The organism is Jeotgalicoccus marinus DSM 19772 (genome assembly GCF_000425825.1).
Lineage (GTDB): Bacteria > Bacillota > Bacilli > Staphylococcales > Salinicoccaceae > Jeotgalicoccus > Jeotgalicoccus marinus.
In genome coordinates this window covers 14,664-29,360 of the sequence record NZ_AUEE01000010.1, presented here as the reverse complement: position 1 = coordinate 29,360, position 14,697 = coordinate 14,664, and the positions used below count along the sequence as shown (strand labels likewise).

Annotated in this window: 18 protein-coding genes; 13 read left to right on the top strand and 5 right to left on the bottom strand. The window is 38.3% G+C overall.

The window, feature by feature from the left end:
- The first annotated feature begins 55 nt into the window (after positions 1–55).
- The 4 genes from H624_RS0106815 to H624_RS0106800 all read left to right on the top strand — a co-directional run bounded on the left by H624_RS0106815 (position 56) and on the right by H624_RS0106800 (position 3,074).
- Entirely contained in the window at positions 56–1,738 is a 1,683-nt protein-coding gene (locus tag H624_RS0106815) for a glutathione ABC transporter substrate-binding protein (RefSeq protein ID WP_026866930.1), read from the top strand.
- A gap of 124 nt (positions 1,739–1,862) precedes the next feature.
- On the top strand, positions 1,863–2,144 hold the full coding sequence (locus H624_RS11740; protein ID WP_051220513.1) for a hypothetical protein: 282 nt from the start codon (positions 1,863–1,865) through the stop codon (positions 2,142–2,144).
- A gap of 2 nt (positions 2,145–2,146) precedes the next feature.
- A complete protein-coding gene (locus H624_RS0106805) occupies positions 2,147–2,491 on the top strand; it encodes a hypothetical protein (RefSeq protein ID WP_156889160.1) in 345 nt (114 codons plus the stop codon).
- A 19-nt stretch (positions 2,492–2,510) separates the two neighbouring features.
- On the top strand, positions 2,511–3,074 hold the full coding sequence (locus H624_RS0106800) for a GNAT family N-acetyltransferase (protein WP_026866928.1): 564 nt from the start codon (positions 2,511–2,513) through the stop codon (positions 3,072–3,074).
- A 22-nt stretch (positions 3,075–3,096) separates the two neighbouring features.
- Here the strand turns inward: H624_RS0106800 and H624_RS0106795 are convergent, their stop codons facing one another.
- Positions 3,097–3,678: an LOG family protein gene (locus tag H624_RS0106795; RefSeq protein WP_051220512.1), complete on the bottom strand. Its 582-nt coding sequence runs from the start codon at positions 3,676–3,678 to the stop codon at positions 3,097–3,099.
- Positions 3,679–3,702: 24 nt separating this feature from the next.
- Entirely contained in the window at positions 3,703–4,653 is a 951-nt protein-coding gene (locus H624_RS0106790) for a hypothetical protein (protein ID WP_026866926.1), read from the bottom strand.
- A gap of 138 nt (positions 4,654–4,791) precedes the next feature.
- Here H624_RS0106790 and H624_RS0106785 point away from each other — a divergent pair, with 138 nt between their 5' ends.
- Positions 4,792–5,475: a DUF542 domain-containing protein gene (locus H624_RS0106785; RefSeq protein WP_026866925.1), complete on the top strand. Its 684-nt coding sequence runs from the start codon at positions 4,792–4,794 to the stop codon at positions 5,473–5,475.
- 269 nt (positions 5,476–5,744) lie between these two features.
- Here the strand turns inward: H624_RS0106785 and pnpS are convergent, their stop codons facing one another.
- Both pnpS and H624_RS0106775 read right to left on the bottom strand, forming a co-directional pair.
- Positions 5,745–7,535, bottom strand: a complete 1,791-nt coding sequence (pnpS, locus tag H624_RS0106780; protein WP_026866924.1) for a two-component system histidine kinase PnpS — start codon at positions 7,533–7,535, stop codon at positions 5,745–5,747.
- Positions 7,536–8,228 carry a response regulator transcription factor gene (locus H624_RS0106775; RefSeq protein ID WP_026866923.1) on the bottom strand — a complete coding sequence of 231 codons (693 nt, stop codon included), beginning with the start codon at positions 8,226–8,228 and terminating at the stop codon, positions 7,536–7,538.
- 205 nt (positions 8,229–8,433) lie between these two features.
- Between H624_RS0106775 and H624_RS0106770 the strand changes: the two genes are divergently transcribed.
- Positions 8,434–9,435 (top strand): ThiF family adenylyltransferase, encoded by a 1,002-nt coding sequence (locus H624_RS0106770; RefSeq protein ID WP_026866922.1) that lies wholly within the window; start codon positions 8,434–8,436, stop codon positions 9,433–9,435.
- Positions 9,436–9,447: 12 nt separating this feature from the next.
- Entirely contained in the window at positions 9,448–9,954 is a 507-nt protein-coding gene (locus tag H624_RS0106765) for a MogA/MoaB family molybdenum cofactor biosynthesis protein (protein ID WP_026866921.1), read from the top strand.
- 38 nt (positions 9,955–9,992) lie between these two features.
- Here the strand turns inward: H624_RS0106765 and moaC are convergent, their stop codons facing one another.
- Complete coding sequence (moaC, locus tag H624_RS0106760; RefSeq protein WP_026866920.1) at positions 9,993–10,469, bottom strand: cyclic pyranopterin monophosphate synthase MoaC; 477 nt, start codon at positions 10,467–10,469, stop codon at positions 9,993–9,995.
- A gap of 173 nt (positions 10,470–10,642) precedes the next feature.
- On the opposite strand from moaC, the gene H624_RS0106755 reads away from it, so the two are divergent.
- Genes H624_RS0106755 through moaA form a run of 6 tightly spaced genes read left to right on the top strand, consistent with a single transcriptional unit; the run spans position 10,643 to position 14,645 of the window.
- Complete coding sequence (locus H624_RS0106755) at positions 10,643–11,902, top strand: molybdopterin molybdotransferase MoeA (protein ID WP_035856328.1); 1,260 nt, start codon at positions 10,643–10,645, stop codon at positions 11,900–11,902.
- Between the two features lies 1 nt (position 11,903).
- Positions 11,904–12,359, top strand: coding sequence for a molybdopterin-guanine dinucleotide biosynthesis protein B (mobB, locus tag H624_RS0106750; protein WP_026866918.1), 456 nt, complete (start codon positions 11,904–11,906; stop codon positions 12,357–12,359).
- Entirely contained in the window at positions 12,360–12,803 is a 444-nt protein-coding gene (locus H624_RS0106745) for a molybdenum cofactor biosynthesis protein MoaE (RefSeq protein ID WP_026866917.1), read from the top strand.
- Positions 12,804–13,037 carry a MoaD/ThiS family protein gene (locus tag H624_RS0106740; RefSeq protein WP_026866916.1) on the top strand — a complete coding sequence of 78 codons (234 nt, stop codon included), beginning with the start codon at positions 12,804–12,806 and terminating at the stop codon, positions 13,035–13,037.
- A gap of 4 nt (positions 13,038–13,041) precedes the next feature.
- Positions 13,042–13,608 carry a molybdenum cofactor guanylyltransferase MobA gene (gene mobA / locus H624_RS0106735; RefSeq protein WP_035856326.1) on the top strand — a complete coding sequence of 189 codons (567 nt, stop codon included), beginning with the start codon at positions 13,042–13,044 and terminating at the stop codon, positions 13,606–13,608.
- An 11-nt stretch (positions 13,609–13,619) separates the two neighbouring features.
- Positions 13,620–14,645, top strand: coding sequence for a GTP 3',8-cyclase MoaA (gene moaA / locus H624_RS0106730; RefSeq protein WP_026866914.1), 1,026 nt, complete (start codon positions 13,620–13,622; stop codon positions 14,643–14,645).
- Positions 14,646–14,697: the final 52 nt, after the last annotated feature.

Genomic DNA, 14,697 nt, shown 5'->3' with positions numbered 1-14,697 from the left:
ATTTTAAGATTGAAAATTATCTTAAAATTTAAAATTTTTGAGGGGGAATTACATAATGAAGCATTTAAAACAACTGCTGACAATTGGGATTGCAGCAATGTTTGCTTTAGTTTTAGTTGCTTGTACAAGCGATAGCGACGTGGATCCTGAGGGTGAAGAGGGCGCTAGCGAAGGTACACCTGCAGGTGGACAAGATCTTGTCATCTCTGAAATGAGTGACATTGTATCAATGGATCCACATGGTAATAACGATGTTCCATCATCGAACGTTCGTTACAATCTTTACGATGGTTTAACTCAGTTAAACGAAGATATGGAAGTTGAACCGAACTTAGCAACAGAATGGGAACAAGTTGATGACACTACATGGAGTTTTACACTTCGTGATGATGTGACTTTCCACGACGGCACAGACTTTAATGCTGATGTTGTTGTTGCAAACTTAGACCGTGTTCTAGACCCAGCAATGGCGTCACCACGTATGTTCCTTTACGAAATGATTACTGATGTTGAAGCGGTAGATGAGTATACAGTTGAAATTACGACTGAATATCCATTTGCGCCATTACTCGCACACCTTGCTCACGATGGTGGGGGCATGATCAGTAAAGATGTAATCGATGCTGACTACCAAGCTGCTCTTGATGAAGCTGGTGAAGATATGACAGCTGAAGAGTACTATGAGTTAAGAGACAGTGGTGAGGCAGAAGAAGTACAAGATTCGATTTCTGAACACCTTGGTCAATACGTGACGGATAACCCAGTTGGTACAGGTGCATTTAAATTACAATCTCGTGCACCAGGTGAAAATGTTGTGCTTGAAAGAAATGATGATTACTTTGGTGAACCTGCTCAATTAGATACTGTAACTTTCAAAGTTGTACCAGAAACAGCTTCACGTTTAGCTGAAATTGAATCCGGCTCATCTCATGTTGCTGGAACAATTGAATCAAGTAATGTTGACCGTGTAGAAAATGGTGAAAACACTGCTTTAGAAGAAACTGAATCTATGTCACTTTCATACATCGGTTTCAATACTGAAAAAGAACCACTTAATGATCCAAAAGTACGTCAGGCGATTTCATACGCGATTGACCGTGAATCAATTATCGAAGGGGTTTATGACGGTGTGGGTACACCTGCAAAAGGACCATTAGCACCAGGTGTATTCGGATATGATGAAAACGTTGAAGGTATTTCATATGACCCAGAACGTGCTAAAGAATTATTAGCTGAAGCGGGTTATGAAGATGGAATTGACCTTTCAATTTGGACTAACGATAGCCCAGAACGCGTGAATACAGCAGTGTATCTACAAGAATCACTTCAGGAAATTGGCATTAACTTAACTGTTGAGCAGCTTGAATGGGGTGCGTACTTAGAACAAACTGCTGCTGGTGAACATGATATGTTCATCCTAGGTTGGTCAACAACTACAGGTGATGCGGACTACGGAACTTATCCATTGTTCCACTCATCAATGCATGGTGACCCAGGTAACCGTTCATTCTTCTCAGATGATGAAGTTGATGAACTCCTAGAAGCGGGTCGTCGTGAATCTGATGAGGAAGCACGTCTAGAAATCTATTCAGAATTACAAGATAAACTCGTTGAAACAGCGCCAATGGCTTACATCCACCACCAGAGTTACCTAACAGGTTTAAACTCTAGTGTCCAAGGATTCAACGTCGACGCTCAGGGTATTTATCACTTAAATGAAGTTACAATCGAAAACTAAAGTTTCTCAAAGCATACACAGTAAATTTTACTGTGTATGTTTTTTTATAACTTTTTTACGATAAATTTCAAAAATAGCTCTTGAATGGTATAATATCGGGTAAGAATAAGTATAGGTGACTGATATGAAAAAAATGATTTTGTTATTCAGTGTGTTAATGCTTGCTGCTTGTAGTGGTGAGGCTAGCCAGGCTGAAAAAGATTTAGATAAGGTGAAATCAGAAATTGCAGAACTTGAAGATCAGATTAATGATGTCCAAGGGGATAATGAAGCACTACAACAACAAGTAGATGCCAAAGAATCTGAGTTAGACGAGTTAGAATCAAACAACCAAGAAGAACCGGATGAAAGTAAAGCATCTGAAGAAAACGAAGAAACAGAAGAAAATACTGATTCAGAAGAGTGAGGATGAGCGTAATGTATGAAGAAAAGTTCTATTTAATAGAAGGAAAAGAAATGACAATAAAGGAACTTGCTAAAGAGTTAGAAGCAGCGACTGGTACTGAGCTTGAAGACGTTGAAGGTTCAATCGATCGAGTTGTCGTAAAGAAACCTGCGCCAGAGCGTGGTTTTGAAGCATTTACTGTTACTTTTAAACTCAAGCATACCGTCGATTTAATCGATGCTGTTGTGACTACAAATAATACTAAAAAACGTTTAGCTGAATATGATTTAGAAAATGGTGTATTCACTGTGCGTTTAATTTCTTATGTTAGAAAAGAAGCACCCATACAGAATGATTCAGAACTATAATATGTTAGGCTGAAGCTAAATGAAATACATCAAAACTAAAAGACTGATACTAAGAGATTGGCAGGAAAGTGATTTGAAGCCTTTTATCAAGATGAATTTAGACCCTGATGTGCGGCGTTATTTTCCTAATCTGCAAACGCAAGAGGAATCTGTCAATTATGCCAAAGCGAGCCAAAAGTCAATTTTGGATAGAGGCTTTGGTCTTTTTGCAGTGGAAAGAAAAGATACTGGAGAATTCATTGGTTTTACAGGTATCCGTGTACTAGAGGCTGATGGTAGTTTGGACTTTGAATTTTTACCTTGTATTGAGATTGGTTGGCGCCTAGCAAAAAAACATTGGAATCAAGGTTTTGCAACAGAGGCAGCACGAGGTGTAATGAAGTTTGTAGAGAGGCAGACGGATATTAAAGAAGTCTACGCTTTTACTGCAAAGAAAAATATTCCATCCATTAACATTATGGAGAAACTTGGTATGGAGGTTGTTACGGAGTTTGAACATCCAAGCATTATGGATGGCCATTCCTTAAAACCACATATTTTATATAAAGTAAGCACAAAAAAAGGGCGAAGACTCAAGATGTAAATTCATCTTGGACTTCGCTCTATTATTTTAAATCCTTATAATTTCTAATCGCAACAGGGGTATAATTTTTAAATCCTTCAACTATATCTGTTAAGTTATCACTGACAAATAACATGTCTAAATATCTTTCCTCGAGGAAACCTTGATTTATAGCGTTGTATATGACTTCCTTTAAAGGATCGAAATAACCATCAATATTTAAAATGCCAATCGGCTTTTCATGTAGTCCAAGTTGTCCCCAAGTGAATACCTCGAAGAATTCTTCAAGAGTACCTGCGCCACCAGGCATCATAATAATAGCATCACCTAAAGACTCTAATTCTAGCTTTCTTTCGTGCATGTTTTGTACCACACGCATATCAGAAACACCAGTATGCGCAATTTCACGGTCAATTAAAAACTGAGGCATCACACCGATGACGTCACCACCAACACTTAAAGCACCATTAGCAACAGCGCCCATGAGCCCAGTCGCGCCACCACCGTAGATAATTGTCATATCATTTTTTGCTGCATCTTCACCGAGTTTATAGGCTGCCGCTTCAAATTTTGGATTATCACCAGATCTTGCGCCGCAAAATACAGTAATCTTGTTAATGTCCATATGCATAACTCCTAGTTGTTTACCTTATTTATTGAACATGAGCGATTCGTAATTTTTGATGGATTGGTCTTTAACATAAGGCGTACCATCTGTTATTTTTCTTTGTCTCTTGTTCGAATGCTCAAAATTCATACGACGGTGTTTGTTAAATAGACTATTATCCTGTTTTAATTCTTCTTTTTCTGCTTTCTTTTCACTAATATATTTATCTCTAGCAGCACTACGTGGGTCTAAAATGTTTTTATGTTTTTGACGTAGTGGAATATCATTTTCATTATCTTCATTGTTCTTTCTAGTAAACTCTGTATTTAATACTTTCTCTTCATTTAATTCTTGGATGTTTGTCATGTCGTCACTCGTTTCTATAGTTTGTAATTCATTCATTTTGTAAGGGACAATATCATTTCTTTGGTTTTCATCCTCTATGTCTTCGAACATATAAGACTCACCATAATCCGGTTCTTGATTATCAGGGTGAGTTAACTTTTCTGCATTTACTTCAGGTGACTGTGAGTTATCTACAGTGACATCTTCAGACACAGTCATACCGTCAATCTTTTCGTCGTCGGTTTTATCCTGTTGAGATTGAAAAATCTTAGGTACGAAAGACGACTGATCATTACTCTTTTGAGATAATCTTTTCTCTCTGTGATTAGCTTTTTCTTTCTCGAATTTTTTCTCTAAAGATTCTTCTTTAGCCTGACTCTTCATATAGCCTTTTTGTTCCTTGTTATAGCTTCTTGAATCAAGTCTGTCAGACACCTTTTCTGAAATATTGCTCGCAGTATCCTTAGTCGTATGATAAACATTTGTAGCTGTTTCTTTACTAGAATCTTTCACTCTAGTATAAACTGAGTTTGATACTGCACCTAATTTCTTCATATCAGGATGTTCTTTAATTTTTTTACGTTCATTAATTAGTGGGACTACAACTAAAGGAATGATTGTAGCCAAAGCTTTAATATTTTTATTCACTGGATTGACCTCCATCTTAATAGCTGTTTCAAGATTAATTATACATTACCCATCTAAAGAATGAATTAAACGAACTCATAGGTTTAAATTAAGATTAATAAAGGTATGAATATAAAGAATAGATGAGGAGGATTCAGCATGTCAAATATTAATGAAACAATGAAACTAAAAGATATTTGTTTTAAAGTGCCTGCAGCAGGAACTATATTTAGAGAACTTAATATTGACTTTGTCACCGAAGGAAATCGCACTTTAAAAGAAGCACATGAAGAAGGACAGTTTGACTTAGAAAATATTCTTTATGAATTAAACAACTTAAAAAAACAACCTAAAGAAGGTATAGACGTATCATTTATGGATCAAGTGAGCATCATTAAATATATCGAGCGTAAATATTACGATGACCTACTTGATGAATTACCAGTCTTAAATGACTATGTTGAAAAACTAGGAAAGAAATATAAGAAAAATCATCCTGAGTATGAAAAAGTCAGTGAACTATTCTATAATATTTACCGAGAAATGATTGTGCATATCGAACTTGAGAAATCAGACGTTTATCCACTGCTTAAAACCTACTATGAAGATGACAGTAAAGTAGCATTTGAGGCGCTGAAGCCACATATCACAAGACTAATCGATGCACATAAGAATATCGTCAATTGGTTCGATCAGATTAATAAGCTGACGAATGGTTACACACCAATAGACGCCAATGAACCGCTCAATGTCTTTGTCTTAAGAAAGCTTGAAGAAAACGAAGAAAATATTATGATGTTATTACACTTAGAAAACAATCTTCTATTTACACCATTTAGATAGAATCTTGTTCGCCCGTCGGTTGGATACTTTCCAGCTGGTGGGTTTTTTATCTATTAAAACGAGATTGTTGAATGGATCGAGCTCTGCTTCGAACCAAAAACGAAGCTGAGGAATGGATCTAGATCCGCCTCGAAATAAAAACGAAGCTGACGAATGGATCGAGTTCCGCTTCGAACCAAAAACGAAGCGCACCTACCGACCGAGCTCTGCTTTGAACACACAAAAAGACACGTGACTTAAATACACTAAGTCACGTGCCTACATATATTCTAGTCTTTAAAATCACCGTCATGGGTCTTCGGTAAACGGACAGAGAAGGTTGAACCGACGCCTTCTTCACTATTAACGTAGATTTCACCTTCATGGGACTCGACCAAGTGCTTAACGATAGCAAGTCCTAAACCTGTACCGCCGGAGTTTCTGCTACGTGCCTTATCGACTCGGTAAAATCTTTCGAAGAGTCGGTCAAGGCTTTCTGGAGGAATACCCATACCAGTATCTCTAATATTAATCATTATATCTGTCGTTCGTTCTTCAAGATCGATGTAGATATGACCTTCATCCGAAGTATAGGTTACTGCATTTGCAACGAGATTCAAGATAATTTGACTCAATCTATCTTTGTCAGCTTCAATTTCCACACTTTGTGCTTCATCTGGTAGATGAATGGAAATATGCTTATCCTTAGCAAGTTTTAACACAGTTTTACCTGTTTCTCTGACAATCTTATTGACGTCGACTGTTTCGATCTGCAGTGGCATTGCTTGCTTTTCAATCTTAGAAAGATTCAACAGATCAGTAATCAAGCGATTTAAGCGTTCACTTTCATCATATATAATCTTTAAGAATTGTTGGGCAGTATCGGGATCAGGAACATCACCACTAATCAATGTTTCGGCAAAGCCTTTAACTGAAGTTATCGGTGTTTTTAGCTCATGGGAAACGTTAGCAACGAAGTCACTTCGCATTTTTTCGAGCTTTCGAATTGCTGTAATATCATGGAGAACAACAATGGCCCCACGTTGTAGCCAACCTTGTGTGTAATACGGTGCAATGTGCACATCTAGTATGCTCTCTTCAGGGAAATAGATGTGTGCTTCATCATGCTGTTTAACATTATCATCAATCGTTGTCTCGACTAAGTTATCGACGCCTAAAGGTCCAAGTACAAATTTATAATCTCGTCCCTTGATTTTAGAACTATGTTTCGATAAAAACCGTTCTGTCGCTTGGTTGGTCAATTCAACGATGCCTTTGTCATTAATTAAAATAACACCGGATACTAAGTTCGATAGTATACTATTTAATTGCTTTTCACTCTCTTCGATTTCGTTCACATGAGACTGTAAGCTCTGTGCCAGAATATTGATGGATTCATTAAGATCACCAATCTCACCCTTATATTTTGAGTGAATGCGAGCGCTGTAGTCTTGGTTTTTTAGTCTTTTTGTCACGTTGATGACATCATTGATTGGATTGGTAATATTATAGGAAAGTAAGGCTGCTGAAATTATAGAAATTAATAGTATAACGACTAATACAGCACCAAGCGTTTTCCAAATTGTACCAATCGCATTATCAATTGAAGTCGTGAATATAGAAGTTCTCACAGCCCCAATTAACTCGTCACCAGAATATACAGGGATGGCAACATACATCATTTGAGCTTCTCTAGTATCGCTGAGACGAGTCGATGTACCTAGCTCTTGATTATCAACGAGAACTGCTTTAATTTCTGGTCGGTTCAAGTGATTATCCATATCCTCGATTCGGGACTCTGAATCCGCCAGGACCTCTCCATCAAGATCAATAACGGTATATCTTAGCTCAATTTCTTCATTTAATTGATTCATCCATAAATCCAATTGTTCTGTATCTTTGTCTAAACCACCGAGCTCAATAACTTCAGAGACCATTTGAGCGTTTTCAATCAAATGGTCTTCTGTCATGTCTGTATATGTATTTTTTATAATCGAGCTGATAAAAAACCACAGTACTAATATGAAGGCAATAGATAAGATGAAATAAGAACCTGTGATTTTTAGCCACAGTCGTTGCATTTAGTCTTGTCCGTCCATCTTGTAACCAAAGCCGCGAATCGTTCTAATATACGTTGGTTGTTTAGTATCGGCTTCGATTTTTTCTCTTAAATGGCTGATATGTACATCGACGATACGGGTATCACCGTCATAGTGGAAATCCCAAACACCATTTAATAACTGATCTCGACTCAATACTTTACCTCGGTGGTTTGCCAAGTAGAGTAAGAGTTCAAACTCTTTAGGTGTCAATACAAGTTGTTCACCTTTAAAGAGCACCATATACTTCTCTGGGTGGATTTCAATCTCACCAATCTTAATGACTTCCTCTTTGACTTCTGCTGTGATGACACTTGTGCGTCGTAAAATTGCTTTTACTCGTGCGACAACTTCTCTTGGACTAAATGGTTTAGTCATATAATCATCTGCACCAAGTTCTAAGCCGAGGATCTTATCGAACTCATCATCTTTAGCAGTAAGCATCAATATAGGCGTATTGATTTTTTCTTGTCTGAGGGTCTTACAGACGTCCATTCCATCCATGCCAGGCAGCATTAAGTCCAGGACAATCATGGTTAAATCTTCAGTCGTCGCAATCTCTAATGCATCATTACCATTTTCAGCGGTCAGTACTTCAAAACCACTTTGCTCTAAGTTGAATTTCAATAGGGTGAGAATTGAAGGTTCATCATCGACAACAAGCAACTTCTTCATTTTGTGGCCCTCCGTCTAATAATTAATATTTTAACAACTATATTTTAGCATAATTCATATATTTAATCGGTATTTTTACATGTTCTTAACAATAGGGTGGATTCCTAATGGTTAAAAATCAATAAAATGATTTCACCATATCGATATGATAAAATTAATTGTAAAGTATTTACTTTAAATTAATGAAATTAATGAGTGAAAATAAATGGACAATAGATATTCTAGACAGTTGTTATATCGCAATATTGGGGAGAGTGGCCAAGACCTCATCTCAGCAAAAACTGCTGTGATCGTTGGTTTAGGAGCCCTCGGGTCTTTATCATCTGAAATGCTTGTTCGCGGCGGCATAGGGAAGCTGATTTTAATTGACCGAGACTATGTGGAAATGAGTAATCTACAGCGTCAAACACTCTATACTGAAGCGGATGCTAAAGAGAAAATTCCAAAGGCAATCGCAGCAAAACTAAAGCTCGAACACATTAATAGTGATGTCACCATAGAAACGCATGTAGCCCACTGTGACACAGCTTTACTGGATAGTTTAGCAAGTGAGGCTGACATTATTTTAGACGGAACAGACAACTTTGATACGCGGTTAATGATGAATGACGTCGCTTTTAAAAAAGGTATACCTTGGGTATATGCAGCATGTATAGAAGCTTCGTACTCGAGTGCAGCTTTCATTCCAGGTGAGACGCCGTGCTTTAGATGTTTGACACCAGTTTTACCGTCGACAACTCTAACTTGTGATACGGCTGGAATTATCGCACCAGCTGTTCATATGGCAGTCAGTCTTCAAGTAACAACAGCACTTAAGATTTTAACAGAGCAGTATACTAAGCCCTTTCATCTCCATATCGGTAATGTGTGGGACAGTGATTATATGAAGGCTGATATCAGTAACATGACTGAAACGACGTGTCCGACATGTCAGTTAAAAACCTTTCCTGAATTTAATAAAGAAACACATCACGCCTTGAAGTTTTGTGGTAGAGATATGATCCAAGTGATCGACCAACGTTTAACGGAAGACCTTGTTAAACAGACCTTGAATCAAGCGAATATTAACTACAAAGAAACGCCATATTTTATTGAATTTTCTTATTCAGACTCACGGATTGTCAGTTTTTCAAACGGCAGATTACTCATGCACAATGTTTTGAATTTAAATAAGGCGAGAACTATCGTCAATCAATTATTTGGTTAGGGGAGATTTCTTTTGAGTATAGTAGAAAGAATTGATAGAGACATCAAAGTAGCAGTCCTGACTGTTAGTGATACTAGAGACAAGTCGTCAGATAAGGGTGGAAAACTCATTATCGATTACTTAACTGAGCTGAATGCGATTGTCGATGAAGAAAATTATGAGATAGTAAAAGATGAAGCGAATGATATTCAAGATGCAGTGACAAATCACTTAAATACAGGTGTCGATGTGGTGATTACAACAGGTGGTACTGGCATCGCTACAAGAGACGTTACTATGGAGGCAGTTAGACCATTATTCGATAAGGAAATCGAAGGCTTTGGAGAATTGTTTAGAATGTTATCTTACACCGAAGACATTGGCTCAAGAAGCCTGTTATCTAGAGCTGCTGCAGGCACGCATGGTAATCAATTAATCATTTCTCTACCTGGGTCGAGCGGTGCAGTCAAGCTCGCCATGGAGAAATTGATTATACCGGAACTCAATCACTTAGTTTTTGAAGTGACTAAAGACAATTAAAAAATGCAGAACCCATATGAGTTCTGCATAGATTACAGTTAGGCTTTATAATCACCAGACTTACCGCCAGATTTTTCTAGCAGTTTCGTTTCTTTGATGATCATGCCTTTATCGATTGCTTTACACATATCGTATACAGTGAGTGCAGCGGCACTTGAAGCAGTGAGTGCTTCCATCTCAACACCCGTTTTACCGGTCGTTTTAACAGTAGCTTGAATGATTAGCGTAAAGGGTGTTTTATTGTCCCAGGTAAATGAAATATCGATGCCATTTAGAGAAAGCGGATGGCACATCGGGATGATTTGATGTGTATTTTTCGCAGCCATGATGCCAGCGACCTGGGCAACACCGAGTACATCACCTTTTTTTACAGTGCCCTCTGTGATCGCAGTGTAAATCGATTCAGGCACAGCCATCAGTGTTTGTGCCAGAGCGACACGTTTCGTTTCTGATTTATTTGAGATGTCGACCATTTGGGCACGGCCTTCATCATTAAAATGAGTAAATTCGGACATGAGAGTACCTCCTGTTTATTTGTCGTTTTAGGTTGATTATCACAAAGTCGAAAAAACAACGAGTGCCATCCAAAGGATAAACAGTTGCAACGACCACAACCAACTAACAATCATCATAAATTATAACAAAATATAAGATAAACACTAAATATCATAATTATGGAGTGGATATAATGACTTTAAATCGAACACCAATACATGTGAATGATGCAGTTGAAAAAGTAATGGAAAACGTGGTGCCTTCAAGTAAAGAAACGATTGCATATGATCAGGCGAATGGAAGAGTATTGGCTGAGGATTTAACGGCAACTTCAGATGTGCCCTTGTTTAATAAGTCAGCAATGGACGGTTTTGCAGTGCACAGTAGCCATACTAAAGGTGCATCGGGTGATAATCGAATTGCCTTTAAGGTTGTCGAAGAAGTACCTGCAGGATCGACAAGTGATTATGAATTAAAAGAAAATGAAGCTTTTCGCATTATGACTGGCGCCGAAATTCCGAAATCGGCAGATACGGTTGTCATGTTTGAGCAAACTAAGGAGACTGAGGATGGTTTTACCATCCGTCGTGAATTTAAGCCAGATGAAAACATTGCACTTCAAGGTGAAGAATGTAAGGTTGGCGATGTGATTGTAGAAAAAGGAACCACTATAAATCCAGGTGCTATCGCAACATTTGCAACTTTTGGCTACACTGAAGTTGAAGTTTACAAACAGCCGGTTGTGGGTGTGTTATCGACGGGGACAGAGTTATTAGATGTCGGTGATGAACTTGAACGCGGTAAGATTAGAAACTCTAATACGCCAATGATCTTAGCACAGTTAGATCGAATGGGTATTAAAGGTAAGCATTATAAATTACAGACGGATGAGTTTGATGTCTTGTACGAGCGAATTGAAAATATGTTAAATGAAGTGGATGCAGTCATTACGACAGGCGGTGTGTCTGTTGGGGATTATGACTTACTACCTAAAATTTACGAAAAACTCGGCGCAGAGGTGCTCTTTAATAAGGTTGCGATGAGACCAGGTAGTGTGACCACAGTAAGCGTTCTGGATGGTAAATTCCTCTTCGGTTTAAGCGGGAATCCATCCGCTTGTTATTCTGGTTTTGAACTCTTTGTTCGACCGAGCTTAAATTTAACTCAAGGTGCGTCTAAGCCATTCGCACCCATAGTGGATGCAATCTTAGATGAAGATTTCACTAAGGCAAATCCATTTTCACGCTTCATAAGAGCGGAACTGTTCTTTGAGGAAGGGAAGATTAAAGCGAGACCTTCAGGCTTTAACAAATCAAATGCAGTCACTTCAATTGCGAGAAGTAATGGTGTGATTGTCTTACCAGGTGGTAGTCGTGGATTTACGACAGGTGACGCGGTGAAGGTCATGCTGACAGATGTTACAACAGGTACAGATAGCTTTGGTGTAGAATAACATGAAAATCTTACAGGTTGTCGGCTATAAAAATACTGGTAAAACAACACTGATTACGGATCTAGTACACCTTATTAAAGCCAATGATAAAACTGTTGCTGTCATTAAGAATCATCATTTAGAAGAAAAAGTCGATGATTCTACTGATACAGGTAAATTTTTTGAAGCGGGCTCTGACTATACAGTCTTAACGACTCCGGGTCATGTCATGCTTTTAGAAAACCGACAGGTGACCCTAACAAGGCTCTTAGAAAGATTTCAAAATGAAGCCGTCGACTTTGTTCTAGTCGAGGGGTTTAAACAGGAAAACTATTCAAAAATATTACTGACATTCTCCTTCGATGACGGTGAGACGGATATTAATCAAATCGGTCTTAAGAACGTATTAAACTATTTTGATATGCGTTATGATAATAAAAGAGCGCTAGAATGGTTTAAGGAATGGGGCAATCTATAAATGAAAATGTTTGAAGTCGTCAATGACGAACTGGATATAAATAAGTATCACCAAATGACTGTCAATGAACATCAAGGTGCAGTCTGTACCTTTACGGGTCATGTTAGAGAATGGACTAAAGGTACACGAACCGTGCACTTAGAATATGAAGCATATATACCAATGGCTGAAAAAATGCTCGCACAAATCGGCGATGAAATTGAAGCACGTTGGCCAGGTGTCATTACAGCCATTGGACATCGCATCGGTAAGCTCGAGATATCAGATATTGCCGTCGTTATCGTGACAAGTTCACCGCACCGAACAGATAGTTATCGTGCGAATGAATACGCTGTGGAGAGACTTAAAGAAATCGTCCCAATATGGAAAAAAGAAATATGGGAAGACGGGGAACAGTGGATAGGCGATTCCCGAAAATATCACCCGAGTGTGGAGGAGAAATAAATGGAAGTTAAGGTATTTGCAAGTATTAAAGAAAAAATTGGTAGTGACACAATCGACTTATTTGTCGGTGATAGCATTACTGCAGGTGAGCTAAAAAGTCATATCTTTGTTGACTATCCAGAGCTCGATGGTGAAGTGTTTCAAGTTGCTAAGAACGAAGCTTTCGTGAAGGATGATGAAGTGCTAACTTCAGAAGATACAATAGCATTAATTCCACCAGTAAGTGGAGGGTGATTACATGATTGGTGTCGTCTTAGCTGGGGGTAAATCGACTCGCTTCGGTGAAGATAAATCACTCTATGAGTTAAATGGCAAACCAATGTATGAACATGTCATTGAAAAGATGAAAAATGTTCAAGCAATTGACGAGATTGTTATTAACACAAATGATAAACTAGAGAATAGATTTAAAGATTATAAGGTGATTGTTGATGACCCAGACTACAAGGATATGGGTCCACTCAGTGGACTATATAGAGTGGCGAAAGCCTATCCTAATGAAGCACTTTTGATTATTTCATGTGATACACCGTATGTTGATGTGAGATGGTTGAATATTCTTGTAGAAGAAGCATTAAAGACAGGTCAAACGACAATAACAGCTGACGATGATCGGCAACATCCGCTCATTGGTGTTTACCAAGGTGAAGGTCTGGTAGACATGCTTAAGCGACAGCTGGAAACAGAGAGATTAAGCTTGAGAGCGTTTTTTGAGAACATCGATGTGAATGTTATAAATATCGATGACTATAATCTCGATAATACGACGCTTGTTAATATCAATCGTAAGACTGATATTAAATAAGGAGGAGTTACATGGCGCAAACTGTTACAGATAAATTTGGCCGCCCAATTCGTGACTTACGTATTTCGGTGACGGACAAATGTAACTTCAGATGCCGTTATTGTATGCCGAAAGAAATCTTCGGTGACGATTTTGAATTCATGAAGCGTGAGCAATTGCTATCGTTTGATGAGATTGAGAGGCTCGCTCGCATCTATGCAGGTTTAGGTGTGAAGAAGCTCCGCTTAACAGGAGGAGAACCACTTTTAAGAAAGGATCTCTACCAGTTAATCGAACGTCTTAACGCAATTGATGGCATTGAAGATATTGGTTTAACAACCAACGGCTTATTGCTTAAAAAGCATGGTAAAAACTTATATGATGCTGGTTTACGCCGTATCAACATCAGCTTAGATGCGATGGATGATGAATTGTTCGGTAAAATCAATGACCGTGGTATTGGTACATCAAGAATTTTAGAGCAAATTGAGTATGCAGTTGAGCTCGGTTTCCAAATGAAGATCAATATGGTGGTCCAAAAAGGTCTAAATGAACAAGAAATTTTACCAATGGCACGTTATTTCAAAAACCTACCTGTTACCCTGCGTTTTATCGAGTTTATGGACGTTGGTAACGACAATGGTTGGAATTTTGATAAGGTTGTCAGCAAGAAAGAGATACTCGATACGCTTGAAACAGAATTTGACTTAGAACCGTTGGAACCGTCATATTACGGAGAGGTTGCTAAGGTGTACAAACACACGGATACAGAAGATTCATATCTCGGTTTCATTACGTCTGTTTCTGAGAGTTTCTGTTCAACTTGTACACGTGCGAGACTGTCGTCAGATGGTAAATTCTACGGCTGCTTATTTGCAGTAGATGGTTTTGATATTAAGAATCTGATGCGGGATGGCATCAGCGACGAAGAGTTAACGGATGTGCTTATAGGCGTTTGGAACAAGCGTGATGACCGTTACTCTGAAATCAGAACTGAAATCACAGAAGAAAACCGCCAGAAACGTAAGAAGATTAATATGTCATATATTGGTGGATAATTATAAAAAACGTGAAGGGGATACTTCACGTTTTTTTGTTTACAGGAGAGAT